The 14029-nt window shown below is 61.1% G+C and carries 14 protein-coding genes; 7 read left to right on the top strand and 7 right to left on the bottom strand.

Annotation, left to right across the window (positions count from 1 at the left end):
* Positions 1 to 48 precede the first annotated feature (48 nt).
* The 5 genes from cysE to ACJ8OK_RS21860 all read right to left on the bottom strand — a co-directional run bounded on the left by cysE (position 49) and on the right by ACJ8OK_RS21860 (position 3235).
* Positions 49 to 870, bottom strand: coding sequence for a serine O-acetyltransferase (cysE, locus tag ACJ8OK_RS21880; RefSeq protein ID WP_004931135.1), 822 nt, complete (start codon positions 868 to 870; stop codon positions 49 to 51).
* A gap of 106 nt (positions 871 to 976) precedes the next feature.
* Positions 977 to 1996: an NAD(P)H-dependent glycerol-3-phosphate dehydrogenase gene (gene gpsA, locus ACJ8OK_RS21875; RefSeq protein WP_033631338.1), complete on the bottom strand. Its 1020-nt coding sequence runs from the start codon at positions 1994 to 1996 to the stop codon at positions 977 to 979.
* Positions 1996 to 2466, bottom strand: coding sequence for a protein-export chaperone SecB (secB, locus tag ACJ8OK_RS21870; protein ID WP_004931139.1), 471 nt, complete (start codon positions 2464 to 2466; stop codon positions 1996 to 1998). The genes gpsA and secB overlap by 1 nt, the downstream gene beginning before the upstream one ends.
* Positions 2467 to 2523: 57 nt before the next feature.
* Positions 2524 to 2772 (bottom strand): glutaredoxin 3, encoded by a 249-nt coding sequence (grxC, locus tag ACJ8OK_RS21865; RefSeq protein WP_004931142.1) that lies wholly within the window; start codon positions 2770 to 2772, stop codon positions 2524 to 2526.
* 28 nt (positions 2773 to 2800) lie between these two features.
* Positions 2801 to 3235 carry a rhodanese-like domain-containing protein gene (locus ACJ8OK_RS21860; RefSeq protein WP_015379424.1) on the bottom strand — a complete coding sequence of 145 codons (435 nt, stop codon included), beginning with the start codon at positions 3233 to 3235 and terminating at the stop codon, positions 2801 to 2803.
* A 297-nt stretch (positions 3236 to 3532) separates the two neighbouring features.
* Between ACJ8OK_RS21860 and gpmM the strand changes: the two genes are divergently transcribed.
* Genes gpmM through ACJ8OK_RS21845 form a run of 3 tightly spaced genes read left to right on the top strand, consistent with a single transcriptional unit; the run spans position 3533 to position 7377 of the window.
* Entirely contained in the window at positions 3533 to 5077 is a 1545-nt protein-coding gene (gene gpmM / locus ACJ8OK_RS21855) for a 2,3-bisphosphoglycerate-independent phosphoglycerate mutase (protein ID WP_021504464.1), read from the top strand.
* A 9-nt stretch (positions 5078 to 5086) separates the two neighbouring features.
* A complete protein-coding gene (gene envC, locus ACJ8OK_RS21850) occupies positions 5087 to 6421 on the top strand; it encodes a murein hydrolase activator EnvC (RefSeq protein WP_048326700.1) in 1335 nt (444 codons plus the stop codon).
* 2 nt (positions 6422 to 6423) lie between these two features.
* Positions 6424 to 7377, top strand: a complete 954-nt coding sequence (locus ACJ8OK_RS21845; protein ID WP_442531036.1) for a divergent polysaccharide deacetylase family protein — start codon at positions 6424 to 6426, stop codon at positions 7375 to 7377.
* Between the two features lie 41 nt (positions 7378 to 7418).
* Here the strand turns inward: ACJ8OK_RS21845 and tdh are convergent, their stop codons facing one another.
* Both tdh and kbl read right to left on the bottom strand, forming a co-directional pair.
* The gene (tdh, locus tag ACJ8OK_RS21840) at positions 7419 to 8444 is read right to left on the bottom strand and encodes an L-threonine 3-dehydrogenase (protein WP_004931152.1); all 1026 of its coding nucleotides are present in this window, start codon (positions 8442 to 8444) and stop codon (positions 7419 to 7421) included.
* Positions 8445 to 8453: 9 nt separating this feature from the next.
* A complete protein-coding gene (gene kbl / locus ACJ8OK_RS21835) occupies positions 8454 to 9650 on the bottom strand; it encodes a glycine C-acetyltransferase (RefSeq protein ID WP_004931154.1) in 1197 nt (398 codons plus the stop codon).
* A 240-nt stretch (positions 9651 to 9890) separates the two neighbouring features.
* On the opposite strand from kbl, the gene rfaD reads away from it, so the two are divergent.
* The 4 genes from rfaD to ACJ8OK_RS21815 are packed head-to-tail and all read left to right on the top strand — an operon-like array spanning position 9891 to position 14020.
* Entirely contained in the window at positions 9891 to 10820 is a 930-nt protein-coding gene (rfaD, locus tag ACJ8OK_RS21830) for an ADP-glyceromanno-heptose 6-epimerase (RefSeq protein WP_033631340.1), read from the top strand.
* Positions 10821 to 10842: 22 nt separating this feature from the next.
* Complete coding sequence (gene rfaF / locus ACJ8OK_RS21825; protein WP_048326703.1) at positions 10843 to 11889, top strand: ADP-heptose--LPS heptosyltransferase RfaF; 1047 nt, start codon at positions 10843 to 10845, stop codon at positions 11887 to 11889.
* A gap of 2 nt (positions 11890 to 11891) precedes the next feature.
* Positions 11892 to 12857 carry a lipopolysaccharide heptosyltransferase RfaC gene (gene rfaC / locus ACJ8OK_RS21820; protein ID WP_442531033.1) on the top strand — a complete coding sequence of 322 codons (966 nt, stop codon included), beginning with the start codon at positions 11892 to 11894 and terminating at the stop codon, positions 12855 to 12857.
* Complete coding sequence (locus tag ACJ8OK_RS21815; protein ID WP_085058911.1) at positions 12854 to 14020, top strand: glycosyltransferase; 1167 nt, start codon at positions 12854 to 12856, stop codon at positions 14018 to 14020. The genes rfaC and ACJ8OK_RS21815 overlap by 4 nt, the downstream gene beginning before the upstream one ends.
* Positions 14021 to 14029 lie beyond the last annotated feature (9 nt).

Here is a 14029-nt window from a genome sequence, read left to right as displayed (position 1 = left end):
AACACAGGGGGAGCCGAAGCTCCCCCTGAATGAACCCGCAACCACGGCTTAGATGCCGTCGCCATACTCGAAGCCGTGGTTGGTGCCGTTGAAGTATTGGTCCATATCCATCGACGGCGTATCGCTCTCCGGCCGCCCGACGATGCGCGCCGGCACGCCGGCGGCGGTGGTGTGCGGCGGTATCGCCTGCAAGACCACCGAGCCCGCGCCGATCTTCGCGCCCTTGCCCACTTCGATATTGCCGAGAATTTTGGCGCCTGCGCCAATCATCACCCCTTCACGGATTTTCGGGTGACGGTCGCCGCTGGTTTTACCGGTACCGCCCAGGGTGACCGACTGCAGGATAGAGACGTTGTTCTCCACCACCGCCGTTTCACCGATCACGATGCCGGTGGCGTGATCGAGCATGATGCCGCAACCGATGGTCGCCGCCGGATGGATGTCCACGCCAAAGGCGACGGAAATTTGATTTTGCAGGTAGATAGCCAGCGCCTGCCGCCCTTGCTGCCACAGCCAGTGACCGATGCGGTAAGCCTGCAGCGCATGGAACCCCTTCAGGTAAAGCAGCGGCGTGGAGTATTTATCGACCGCCGGGTCGCGCAGGCGCACCGCGAGGATATCGCGCGCCGCCGAAACGATCATCTGGTTGTCAGACTTGTAGGCCTCTTCCACCACCTCGCGCACCGCGATGGCGGGCATGATCGGCGTGGCCAGCTTGTTGGCCAGCATATAGCTGAGCGCGCTGCCCAGGTTCTCGTGCTTGAGCAACGTCGCATGGAAAAAGCTGGCCAGCATCGGTTCACAATCAGCCAGTGCTCGCGCTTCTGATTTAATGCTGTTCCAGACCTGTTCCAACTCTTCTGACGACATCACATACCCCTCTGCCTTGCCAAACGGGCCGCTTCACACGGTAGCGCGAAGCAGCCCAGGTCATTTGCGGGGTCAGCATTCAGCTGCCCCGACATATCGTTTTATGTCACGCGCTGGGTTTTTCGTCCTTTCGGGCTCGCCCCAGCAGGCTCAGCGCCGCTTCGCGAGCGTCCTTGTGGCAGTAAAGCACCTGATAAATCTGTTCGGTGATCGGCATTTCCACACCGTGCCGCTGCGCCAACGCCAACACCTCTTTGGTATTGCGATAGCCCTCGACCACCTGACCGATACTGTCCTGCGCTTCCTGCACGCCTTTACCCTGCCCCAGCATAATGCCGAAGCGACGGTTGCGCGACTGGTTGTCCGTGCAGGTTAGCACCAGATCCCCCAGCCCCGCCATGCCCATGAACGTCGAAGGATCGGCGCCCAGCGCAGAACCCAGACGGCTCATTTCCGCCAGCCCGCGCGTAATCAACGCGGTACGGGCATTGGCGCCGAAACCGATGCCGTCGGACATGCCGGCGCCGATGGCGATCACATTCTTCACTGCGCCGCCAAGCTGCACACCGATGAAGTCGGGATTGCTGTAGACGCGGAAGCTCTTGCCGCAGTGCAGCAGCTGTTGCAGATCGTCGGCGAACTGCGCATCGGTCGCCGCCAGCGCGATCGCCGTCGGCAGGCCGGCGGCCAGCTCTTTGGCGAACGTCGGCCCGGAGAGCACCGCCAGCGGGATCGTCTCGCCCAGCGCCTCACGCGCCACGTCCTGCAGCAACCGGCCGGTTTCCGCTTCCAACCCCTTGGTGGCCCACACGATGCGGGCATCCGGGCGCAGATGCGGCTTCAGCTGGCGCAGCACGTCGCCGAACACGTGGCTCGGCACCACCACCAGCACGTCGCGGCTGGCGGCCAGCGCACGCGCCAAATCGGCTTCGAGCAGCAGGGTATCGGGGAAGGGAACATCGGGCAGAAACGCCTGATTGCAGCGATCGCGCTGCAACGTTTGAATTTGCGCGGGGTTGTGCCCCCACAGCACCACGGTGTGGCCGTTACGCGCCAGCGTGATGGCCAATGCGGTGCCGTACGAGCCGGCACCGATAACAGTCATTGAAGCATTGACGGTGTTCATCAGGCATCCTGATGTGGTGCGGCACCTTCGCCTTCCGCCTGCTGCTGCAGATAGTTCATGAACAGCGCGTCAAAGTTGACCGGTGCCAGATTCAGCTGCGGGAAGGTGCCGCGGGAAACCAGGCTGGTGATGCACTCGCGCGCATACGGGAACAAAATGTTCGGGCAGTATGCGCCCAGGCAATGCGCCAGCTGCGTGCCTTCGATGCCTGCTACCGAGAAGATGCCCGCCTGCTGCACTTCGCACAGGAACGCCGTCTCTTCGCCCAGGGTCGCCGTCACGGTTACGCGCAGTACCACTTCATACACTTCGTCAGCCAGCTGGCTGGACGCGGTATCCAGATCAAGTTTAACTTCCGGCTGCCATTCCTGCTGGAAAACCTGCGGCGCGTTCGGCGCTTCGAAGGAGATATCCTTGGTATAGATACGTTGGATCTGGAAAGCCATTTCGGTGCTGTTTTGTTCTGACATGTGAGTAATACCCTTGGTTAAACGTCCTTATTGACACTCGGTGAACCGGCAAGCTGCTTAAAGCAGCGGATCCAGGCCGCCGCGAGCATCGAGTTCATATAAATCATCGCAGCCGCCGATATGCCGGCCGTCGATGAAAATCTGCGGCACGGTGGTGCGCCCGCTGCGCTCGATCATCACTTCGCGCTTGGCGTTATCGCCGTCGATGGCGATCTCGTTAAACGCCGCGCCCTTGCTGTTCAACAGCGCCTTGGCGCGATGGCAGAACGGGCAGGTCGCTTTGGTGTAGATATCAATGTTAGCCATGGATTGCCACCTCAAATAGGTTAAACGGTTACTTACCGCGCACCAGCGGCAGGTTTTCTCCGCTCCAGCCGGCAATGCCGTCTTTCAGCATAGTCACCTTTTCAAAACCGGCCTTGCTCAGGTTCTCCGCCGGCTCGCGGGAGGCGGTGCCGTTGGCGCACACGACGATGATCGGCTGCGCTTTGTGTTTTTCCAGCTCGCCCAGGCTGCCGTTTTTGATTTCGCTGGCGGTCAGGTTGATGGCGTTGGCCAGGTGACCACGGCGGAAATCGTCGCGGCTGCGGGTGTCGACCACCACGGCTTCTTCTTTGTTGATCAGGCGAATGGCTTCACCGCGGGCGATCTCTTTGACCTTGGAGAAACGGCTTTTGAAGGTCATGACGATCACGGCGACCAGCAGAGCGATCCAAGCCAGGCTCAGAATAGGGTGTCTGCTTACGAATGGCATAATTTCTTGCAGCATGGGGTGTAACAACTCCCGTCAGTTAAGGGATAAATAAGTCAAGGTTCCAGAGTATACCTGCCGAGTGCGGCAAATACAGCCAATAAGCAAGCGCGATTGTAGAAACTGCGGGCTGCGCTGAGAAATTCCCGACGTCAGAGCATAAAAGCCCGCGCGATTCGCCGCAACCTTGATCTCTTTGGGCTATTTATCGCCGGCGGCGGTGTAAAATCAGCCGGTTTTTCGAGGGCGAATAGCCATGCTTGCGGCGGGCGCATGGCTATTCGCAGCTTAAAAAGTTCATAAGAGGTCAATGCAATGTCGAACAACAAAAAACCGATGGTCCTGGTGATCCTGGACGGTTACGGCCACCGTGAAGAGCGGCAGGACAACGCGATCCTGAACGCCGGCACCCCGGTGATGGATCGTCTGTGGCGGGAGCAGCCGCATACGCTGATCGCCGCCTCCGGGCTGGATGTCGGCCTGCCCGATGGGCAAATGGGCAACTCCGAAGTCGGCCATGTCAATCTGGGCGCCGGGCGCATCGTGTACCAGGATCTGACCCGGCTGGACAAAGCGATCGCCGACGGCGACTTCTTTACCAACCCGGTGCTGACCGCCGCCGTCGATAAGGCCGTAGCGGCCGGCAAGGCGGTGCATATCATGGGCCTGCTGTCGCCGGGCGGCGTGCACAGCCATGACGAGCACATCCTGGCCATGATCAAGCTGGCCGCTCAACGCGGCGCCAAAGCCATTTATCTGCATGCCTTCCTCGACGGGCGCGACACGCCGCCGCGCAGCGCCGAAGCCCCGCTGCAACGCTGCCGCGACGCCTTCGCCGCATTGGGCGTCGGGCGCATCGCCTCGCTGATCGGCCGCTACTACGCGATGGACCGCGACAACCGCTGGGATCGCGTGCAGCTGGCCTATGACCTGCTGACCGCAGCCAAAGGCGATTCCGTGGCCGAGGATGCGATCGCCGGCCTGCAGGCCGCTTATCAGCGCGGTGAAAACGACGAGTTCGTCAGACCGACCGTGATCCGCGCCGCCGGTGAGGCCGATGCCGCAATGCAGGACGGCGACGCGTTGATCTTCATGAACTTCCGCGCCGACCGCGCGCGCCAGATCACCCGCGCTTTCGTGAACGCCGACTTCGACGGTTTCCCGCGCGCCAAGCAGGTGCAGTTCGGCGATTTCGTGATGCTGACCGAATACGCCGCCGACATCGCGACCGCCTGCGCCTATCCGCCGGCGCCGCTGGCCAACACCTTCGGCGAATGGCTGATGAAGCACGACAAAACCCAGTTGCGCATCTCGGAAACCGAAAAATACGCCCACGTCACCTTCTTCTATAACGGCGGCGTGGAAGCGCCGTTCAAGGGCGAAGACCGCGTGCTGGTCAACTCGCCGCAGGTCGCCACCTATGATCTGCAGCCGGAGATGAGCGCCGCCGAACTGACCGACAAGCTGCTGAGCGCCATCCGCAGCGGCAAATACGACGCCATCATCTGCAACTACCCGAACGGCGACATGGTGGGGCATACCGGCGTGTATGAAGCGGCGGTCAAAGCGGTGGAAACGCTGGACGCCTGCATCGCTCAGGTGGTTGACGCGGTGCGCGACGTCGACGGCCAACTGCTGATCACCGCCGATCACGGCAACGCCGAGCAGATGCGCGATCCGGCCACCGGCCAGGCGCACACCGCCCACACCAGCCTGCCGGTGCCGCTGATTTACGTCGGCAAACCGGCGCGCGCGGTCGAAGGCGGCAAGCTTTCGGACATCGCGCCAACCCTGTTAACGCTGATGGGAATGGAAATCCCGCAAGAGATGACTGGTAAGCCGCTGTTCATCGTGGAATAATCCTTCTCCATGAGGGAGAAGGCGTTTTTTGCACTATCAAGGGTAACCCGAAGCGCAAACGCAGGCAGCCGGCCGCTGCCTGAACGCACCGCGCCAAGGACGTTCACCGCCATGTGCGCCAGCGTATTTTGCGCTGGCGTCTTGCTGTTGCCGCTCGCCGGCCAGGCGGCGGAAGACAATAAATCCCAGCTGAAAGACATTCAGCAGAGCATCGCCGAGAAAGAAAAAGCGGTGAAGCAGCAGCAACAGCAGCGCAGCTCGCTGCAGGATCAGCTGCGGCAGCAGGAAAAAACCATCGCCCAGGCCAGCCGCCAGTTGCGCGACACCCAGGGCACGCTCACCCAGTTAGGCAAGGACATTTCCGGCCTGAACGCCTCGATCGCCAAACTGCAAAAGCAGCAATCGACCCAGCAAAATCTCCTCGCCAAACAGCTCGATGCCGCCTTCCGGCAAGGGCAGCACAGCGCCGTGCAGCTGATCCTCAGCGGTGAAGAAAGCCAGCGCAGCGAACGTATTCTGGCCTATTTCGGCTATCTGAACGAAGCGCGCCAGAAAACCATCGAAGAGTTGAAACAGACCCGCACCGAGCTGGCGAAGCAAAAAACCACGCTGGTGGCCAAACAGGGCCAGCAAAAATCCTTACTGAGCGAGCAACAGACACAGCAGCAGAAGCTGGAGCAGGCGCGCGGCGCCCGCAAGAAAACGCTGACCGCGCTGGAAGCCTCGCTGGAAAAAGACCAACAACGCCTGGTGGAACTGCGCCAGAACGAAGCCCGCATGCGCGACAAGATCGCTCGGGCGGAGCGCGAAGCCCGTGCGCGCGCCGAACGCGAAGCGCGTGAAGCGGCCAAAGTGCGCGAACAGGTGCGCATCAAGGAACAGCAGGCGAAGAAAACCGGCACCACCTACAAACCTAGCGAAGCCGATCGCTCGCTGATGGCGCGAACCGGCGGCCTCGGTCGTCCGGCCGGCCAGCTGATGTGGCCGGTGCGCGGCCGCACGCTGCACGGCTTTGGCGAGCAGCAGCAGGGCGAGCTACGCTGGAAAGGCATGGTGATCGAAGCCCGCGAAGGCAGCGAAGTGAAAGCCGTCGCCGATGGCCGCGTGCTGCTGGCCGACTGGCTGCAAGGCTATGGCCTGATGGTGGTGGTCGAACACGGTAAAGGCGACATGAGCGTGTACGGCTACAACCAAAGCGCGTTGGTCAACGTCGGGGCGCAGGTGCGCGCCGGCCAGCCGATCGCTCTGGTCGGCACCAGCGGCGGCCAGGGAACGCCGTCGCTCTATTTCGAAATCCGTCGTCAGGGACAGGCGGTTAACCCACTGCCGTGGTTGGGAAGATAGATTTGCGTTATGTCAAAACCCGTACAGCTTTGTTAATCGGCTGTCTGCTGCAGGTTTACGCTGCGCAGGCAGGAAAACTCTCCATCGTCATCGATGACGTGGGCTACCGCCCTCACGAAGAAAACGCGGTGCTGCAAATGCCGACGGCGATCTCGGTCGCAGTGTTGCCCAACGCGCCGCATGCCCGCCTGATGGCCACCCGCGCCCACAGCCAGGGCCGCGAAGTCTTGATCCACATGCCGATGACGCCGCTCAGCAAGCAGCCGCTGGAACGCGATACCCTGCAGCCTTCCATGAGCAGCGACGAGATACAGCGCATCATCCGCAACGCGGTGAACAACGTGCCCTACGCGGTCGGCATGAACAACCACATGGGCAGCGCCATGACCTCCAGCCTGCCGGGCATGCAGAAAGTGATGCAGGCGCTCGAAAGCTACCGCCTGTACTTCCTCGACAGCATGACCATCGGCAGCAGCCAGGCGACCCGCGCCGCGGCCGGCACCGGCGTGAAAGTGATCAAACGCAGGGTGTTCCTCGACGATACCGCGAACGAAGCCGACATCCGCCGCCAGTTCAACCGCGCGGTCGAATTGGCGCGGCGCAACGGATCCGCCATCGCCATCGGCCACCCGCGCCCGGCGACGGTGAAGGTGCTGCAGCAGATGCTGCCGTCGCTGCCCGCCGATATCGTGCTGGTCAAACCGAGCGCGCTGCTGAACGAACCGCAGGGCAATGGCGGTGGCAGCTACGTCCCGCCGCCGGTCAAACCGCAAAAACCGCAGCCGAAGAACCCGTTCAGCGGCGGCATCAAGCAGTGCAAGGTCAAACCGCCGAAGGAAAAAGCCAGCGCCGGCACCGCGCTGGGCGTTATCGCCGACAGCATTGCCACCTCGCCGCCGGTGACCTTCATCAAGCGTCATTGGCAGCACTGGACGCAAACCAAACCGCAAACATAAAAAAAGGGCCGGAATTCCGGCCCTTTTCACGCCTGCCGAGATCAATCCCAGCTCAGCACCACTTTGCCCGACTTGCCGGAGCGCATGGCGTCGAAGCCCTGCTGGAACTCGTCGATCGAGAAACGGTGGGTGATGATCGGGGTCAAATCCAGGCCGGACTGGATCAGCGCCGCCATCTTGTACCAGGTCTCGAACATTTCACGGCCGTAAATCCCTTTGATAAACAGCCCTTTGAAGATGACCTGATTCCAGTCGATCGACATATCCGAAGGCGGAATGCCCAGCATGGCGATGCGCCCGCCGTGGTTCATCGCATTGAGCAGCGTGCGGAACGCCGGCGGCGCGCCGGACATTTCCAGGCCGACGTCGAACCCTTCGGTCATGCCCAGTTCGGCCATCACGTCGCTGAGGTTTTCCTTGCTGACGTTCACCGCACGGGTCACGCCCATCTTGCGCGCCAGTTCCAGGCGGTATTCGTTAACGTCGGTGATCACCACATGGCGGGCGCCGACGTGTTTGCACACCGCCGCCGCCATGATGCCGATCGGGCCGGCGCCGGACACCAGCACGTCTTCCCCAACCAGATCGAACGACAGCGCGGTATGCACTGCGTTACCGAACGGATCAAAGATCGAAGCCAGTTCGTCGGAGATGTTATCCGGGATCTTGAAGGCGTTGAACGCCGGGATCACCAGGTATTCCGCGAAGCTGCCCGGGCGGTTCACGCCCACGCCGACGGTGTTGCGGCACAGGTGCGTGCGGCCGCCGCGGCAGTTGCGGCAGTGGCCGCAGGTGATATGGCCTTCGCCGGACACGCGATCGCCGATGTTGAAGCCTTTGACTTCCTGACCGATCGCCACCACTTCGCCCACGTATTCATGGCCGACCACCATCGGAACCGGAATGGTCTTTTGCGACCACTCGTCCCAGTTGTAGATATGCACATCGGTGCCGCAGATCGCGGTTTTGCGGATTTTGATCATGATGTCGTTGTGGCCCAGCTCCGGCTGAGGCACGTCGGTCATCCAAATCCCTTCTTCCGCTTTCAGTTTTGACAGTGCTTTCATGGTTTTACCTTATGCAATAACGCCAAGATCCTTACCGATACGTGTAAACGCCGCCACTGCGCGTTCGATTTGCTCCGGGGTGTGGTCGGCGGACATCTGGGTGCGGATGCGCGCCTGGCCTTTCGGCACCACCGGATAGAAGAAACCGGTCACATAGATGCCTTCCTTGAGCAACGCATTGGCGAATTCCTGCGCCAACTTCGCCTCACCCAGCATCACCGGGATGATGGCGTGATCGGCGCCGGCCAACGTGAAGCCGGCGGCGGTCATTTTTTCGCGGAACAGACGCGCATTGGCCCACAGGCGATCGCGCAGGGCATCGCCCTCTTCCAGCAGTTCCAGCACTTTGATCGACGCGGCGACGATCGCCGGCGCCAGCGAGTTGGAGAACAGGTACGGGCGCGAACGCTGGCGCAGCCACTCCACCACTTCTTTCTTGGCGGCGGTGTAGCCGCCGGACGCGCCGCCCAGCGCTTTGCCTAACGTACCGGTGATGATATCGACGCGGCCCATCACTTCGCAGTATTCATGGGTGCCGCGCCCGTTGGCGCCGACAAAGCCCACCGCGTGAGAGTCATCCACCATCACCAGCGCCTGGTATTCGTCCGCCAGATCGCAAACCCCTTTCAGGTTGGCGATCACGCCGTCCATAGAGAAGACGCCGTCGGTGGCGATCAGGATGTGACGCGCGCCGTCGGCTTTGGCCTGCTTCAGCTGCGCGGCCAGCTCGGTCATGTCGTTATTGGCATAGCGATAGCGCTTGGCCTTGCACAGGCGCACGCCGTCAATGATCGACGCGTGGTTCAGCGCATCGGAGATAATGGCGTCTTCCGGGCCGAGCAGGGTTTCGAACAGCCCGCCGTTGGCGTCGAAGCAAGAGGAGTACAGGATCGCGTCTTCCATGCCCAAAAAGGCCGCCAGTTTCTGTTCCAGCTGCTTGTGGCTGTCCTGGGTGCCGCAGATGAAGCGCACCGACGCCATGCCGAAACCGTGGCTGTCCATGCCCGACTTGGCGGCGGCGATCAGCGCCGGGTGGTTGGCCAGGCCCAGGTAGTTATTGGCGCAGAAGTTGATCACATGGCTGCCGTCGGCGACGGCGATATCCGCCTGTTGCGCGGAGGTGATGATGCGTTCTTCCTTGAACAGCCCTTCACTGCGCGTGGCGGCAAGCTGTTGTTCCAACTGCTGATAAAAAGACGCTGACATTCGGTTATCTCCAGGATTGGGCTATTTGCGGCATATTTTACTGATTTGTAACCAAACTGACGAGAATGCGCGGGAGAGAATATTAAAATTGCAGCAGATATCACGGCAAACGGCGGACTTCAATGGCAATGCGGGATATTCGGAGCCCTTCCGCTGTTTGCCGCGGCATGAAATGCTATTATAACCGCCATTGAGCGTGGGGCATTGTGCCCCGCCAGGCAGCTTAGCAGGGGTAACCCAATGATTATCGTCACAGGCGGCGCCGGCATGATCGGCAGCAACATCATTAAGGCACTGAACGACAAGGGATATCGCGATATCCTGGTGGTGGATAACCTGAAAGACGGCACCAAGTTCGTCAACCTGGTCGATCTGGACATCGCCGACTATATCGATAAAGAAGACTTTATCGCCAGCATCGTGGCCGGCGACGATCTGGGCGATATCGAAGCGGTGTTCCACGAAGGCGCCTGCTCCGCGACCACCGAGTGGGACGGCAAGTACATGATGGACAATAACTATCAGTACTCCAAAGACCTGCTGCACTACTGCCTGGATCGCGAAATCCCGTTCTTGTATGCCTCCTCCGCCGCCACTTACGGCGGCCGCGAAGAGTTCATCGAAGAGCGTGAGTATGAAGCGCCGCTCAACGTTTACGGCTACTCCAAATTCCTGTTCGATCAGTACGTGCGCGAGATCCTGCCGGAAGCGGACTCGCAGATCTGCGGCTTCCGCTACTTCAACGTTTATGGCCCGCGCGAAGGCCACAAAGGCAGCATGGCCAGCGTCGCCTTCCACCTGAATACCCAGATCAACCGCGGCGAAAACCCGAAACTGTTCGCCGGCAGCGAAAACTTCAAGCGTGACTTCATCTACGTCGGCGACGTTGCGGCGGTTAACCTGTGGTTCTGGGAAACCGGCAAATCCGGCATCTTCAACTGCGGCACCGGCCGAGCGGAAACCTTCCAGGCGGTAGCCGACGCGGTGGTGGACTTCCATCAGAAAGGCGCTGTGGAATACATCGAGTTCCCGGAGAAGCTGAAAGGCCGCTATCAGGCGTACACCCAGGCCGATCTGACCAAGCTGCGCGCCGCCGGCTACAACGCACCGTTCAAAACGGTCGCCGAAGGCGTGAAAGAGTACATGGCCTGGTTGAACCGCACCGCATAAGCTGAAGGAATTAACGCTGGGTATGAAAATACTGGTTATCGGCCCTTCTTGGGTTGGCGACATGATGATGTCGCAAAGTCTCTATCGCACCCTGAAGGCCGAATACCCGTCGGCGGAGATCGATGTGATGGCGCCGGCCTGGTGCCGCCCGTTGCTGGCGCGCATGCCGGAAGTCAATCAGGCGCTGGCGATGCCGCTGGGCCACGGCGCGCTGGGGCTCGGCGAGCGCCGCCGCCTGGGGCGCGCTCTGCGCGCCAACCGTTACGATCGCGCTTACGTTCTGCCCAACTCGTTCAAATCCGCGCTGGTGCCCTTCTTCGCCGATATCCCGCAGCGCATCGGCTGGCGGGGCGAAATGCGCTACGGCCTGCTGAACGACGTCCGCGTGCTCGACAAGACCGCCTTCCCGTTGATGGTGCAACGCTATGTGGCGCTGGCCTATGACAAAGGCCGCGTTCTGCGCGCCGACGATCTGCCGCAGCCGCTGCTGTGGCCGCGGCTGCAGGTGAGCGACGAAGAGATCGCCGACACCACCGCGGCCTTCAACCTGACCGACAGCCGCCCGATCGTCGGCTTCTGCCCAGGCGCGGAGTTCGGCCCCGCCAAGCGCTGGCCGCACTATCACTACGCAGCTCTGGCTCAGCGGCTGATCGAGGGCGGCTATCAAATCGCGCTGTTCGGTTCGGCAAAAGACCATGAGGCCGGCGAACAGATCCGCGCCGCATTGCAGGACGACGCCCGCGATTTCTGCCTTAATCTGGCCGGGAAAACCCAGCTGGAGCAAGCAGTTATCCTGATCGCAGCCTGCCGGGCGGTGGTCAGCAACGACTCCGGTTTAATGCACGTTGCCGCAGCGTTGAACAAACCGCTGATAGCCTTATACGGCCCAAGCAGCCCCGACTTCACGCCGCCGCTTTCCGACAAGGCGCGGGTCATTCGCCTGATCAGCGGCTACCACAAGGTGCGTAAGGGCGATGCCGAGCAGGGATACCACCAAAGTTTGATCGATATTCAGCCGCAGCAAGTGTTGGATGCGCTGACGCCGTTACTTGTCGCCAGCGAGGAATAGTCATGCAGGTGTTAATTGTAAAAACCTCCTCGATGGGGGACGTGCTGCATACGCTGCCCGCCCTGACCGACGCGCTGCAGGCCATTCCCGATATCCGCTTCGACTGGGTGGTGGAAGAAGGCTTCAGCCAAATCCCCACCTGGCACCCGGCGGTAGATCGCGTGATCCCGGTGGCCATTCGCCGCTGGCGAAAAAACTGGTTCGGCAACGATACTCGGCAACAGCGCTGCGACTTCAAGCGCGCGCTGCAAGAACGCCGTTACGACGTGGTGATCGACGCGCAGGGCCTGATCAAAAGCGCCGCGCTGATCACGCGCATCGCCAAAGGCAACAAACATGGCCCGGACTGCAAGAGCGCGCGCGAGCCGTTCGCCAGCTGGTTCTACAACGTGCGCCATGAGGTAGACAAACAGCAGCACGCGGTGGAACGCACGCGCGAACTGTTCGCCAAAAGCCTCGGCTACGATAAACCGGGCAGCTACGGCGATTACGCCATCGCCGCACGCTTTCTCAGCCGCCCGCCGGCCGATGCCGGGCAGTATTTGGTGTTTCTGCACGCGACGACCCGTGACGATAAGCATTGGCCGGAGCAAAACTGGCGTGAGCTGATCGCGCTGGCGGCGGACAGCGGGCTGAAGATCAAACTGCCGTGGGGCGCAGAGCATGAACATCAGCGCGCGCTGCGCTTGGCGGAAGGTTTTCCACATGTCGAGGTGATGCCGAAACTCAGCCTGCAGCAGGTGGCCGAGGTGCTGGCCGGCGCCAGGGGTGTGGTCTCGGTCGATACCGGGCTCAGCCATTTGACCGCCGCGCTCGACAAACCGAACATCACGCTGTTCGGGCCGACCGATCCCGGCCTGATCGGCGGTTACGGGCAAAATCAGCACTCGCTGATTTCGCCGGAAAAAAGCATGGCGACAATCGACGCCGATACGGCATGGCAGGCGTTGCAAAAGGTTATAGCATGAAAAAACTGCACATTATCAACCTGGGTAAAATGGGCGGCGTCGAGCGCCTGTTCCTGCAGTACATCAACGATACCACCGACGGCAGCAACCAGGTCCTGTGCATCAGCGGCGACATTGGCGAAGAGATCCGCCGCCAGTTGCCGGCGCATCAGCCCGTCACCTTCGCCAACCGCCTTATCAATGCGCTGCCGTTGCGTTGCCCGCAATTCCTGCGCAAATTTTTGCTGAAACGGAAAATTGAACGGGCGAACGCTGACGTGGTGATCGTCTGGGACCTGGTGCCGGGGCTGGCGGCCAAACCCAAGCGCGGCAAGCTGGTTTACTACGATCACGGCTGCTCCTGGCGTTACCCCAAGAATAAAAAGACGCTGCGTTTCTTCGCCATGCTGGACGGCGTCATTTCCGCCTCACACGCGTCGAAACGGGTGATGGCGCTGCGCTTTAATCTGCCTTGCCCAAATCACGTGGTGATCAACCGCATCAAGACGCCGGCGGGGATCGACGCTGCGCCGAAAACGCTGTCGCAGCCGGTCAGGATCGGCACTGCTTCACGCCTGGTCAGCCTGAAAGGCATCAGCGTTTCATTATTGATGATGCAGGAACTGCTGCGGCGCGGGCATGACGTCACGCTGGAAGTGGCCGGCAAAGGGCCGGATCGCGCGGCGTTCGAAGCGCTGGCGGCACGGCTGCAGCTCGGCGATCGCGTCACCTTCAGCGGTTATCAGGATGACGTCGCCGGTTTCTTCAATCGCACGCACATCTACATGAGCACGCCAATCACCGAGCCGTTCGGCTTGTCCTGCATGGAATCGCTCTATTTCGGCGTGCCGGTCATTTTCCCGCGGGTCGACGGCCAGCCGGAAGCGGTCAGGGACGGGGTCTGCGGCCTTGGCCTGACGCCGTCGGTCACCATCGAACAACACCGGCAGCTCACCGATATCGAGGTCGACTTCCCGCATGAGGTCTACGATCCGCAGACCGACAGCCTGGTGGCGCCCAAGCTGCTGTCGCATATCGACTGTGCAGATGCCGTTGAGAAATTGCTGGAGCGAGAAACCTACCAGACTCTGAGCCGAAATGCGCAGCGCTATCCTGCGGATCATTTCAACTATGCTCAGTTCAAAGTTGAGTTCGACGACACGCTGCGCTCCTTCATCGCTTAATTAAAACGT

Source organism: Serratia sp. CY71090 (assembly GCF_052166845.1).
Taxonomy (GTDB): Bacteria; Pseudomonadota; Gammaproteobacteria; order Enterobacterales; family Enterobacteriaceae; genus Serratia; species Serratia nematodiphila.
Note: the sequence above shows the minus strand (reverse complement) of the source record. Positions and strands in the feature narration are given on the sequence as shown.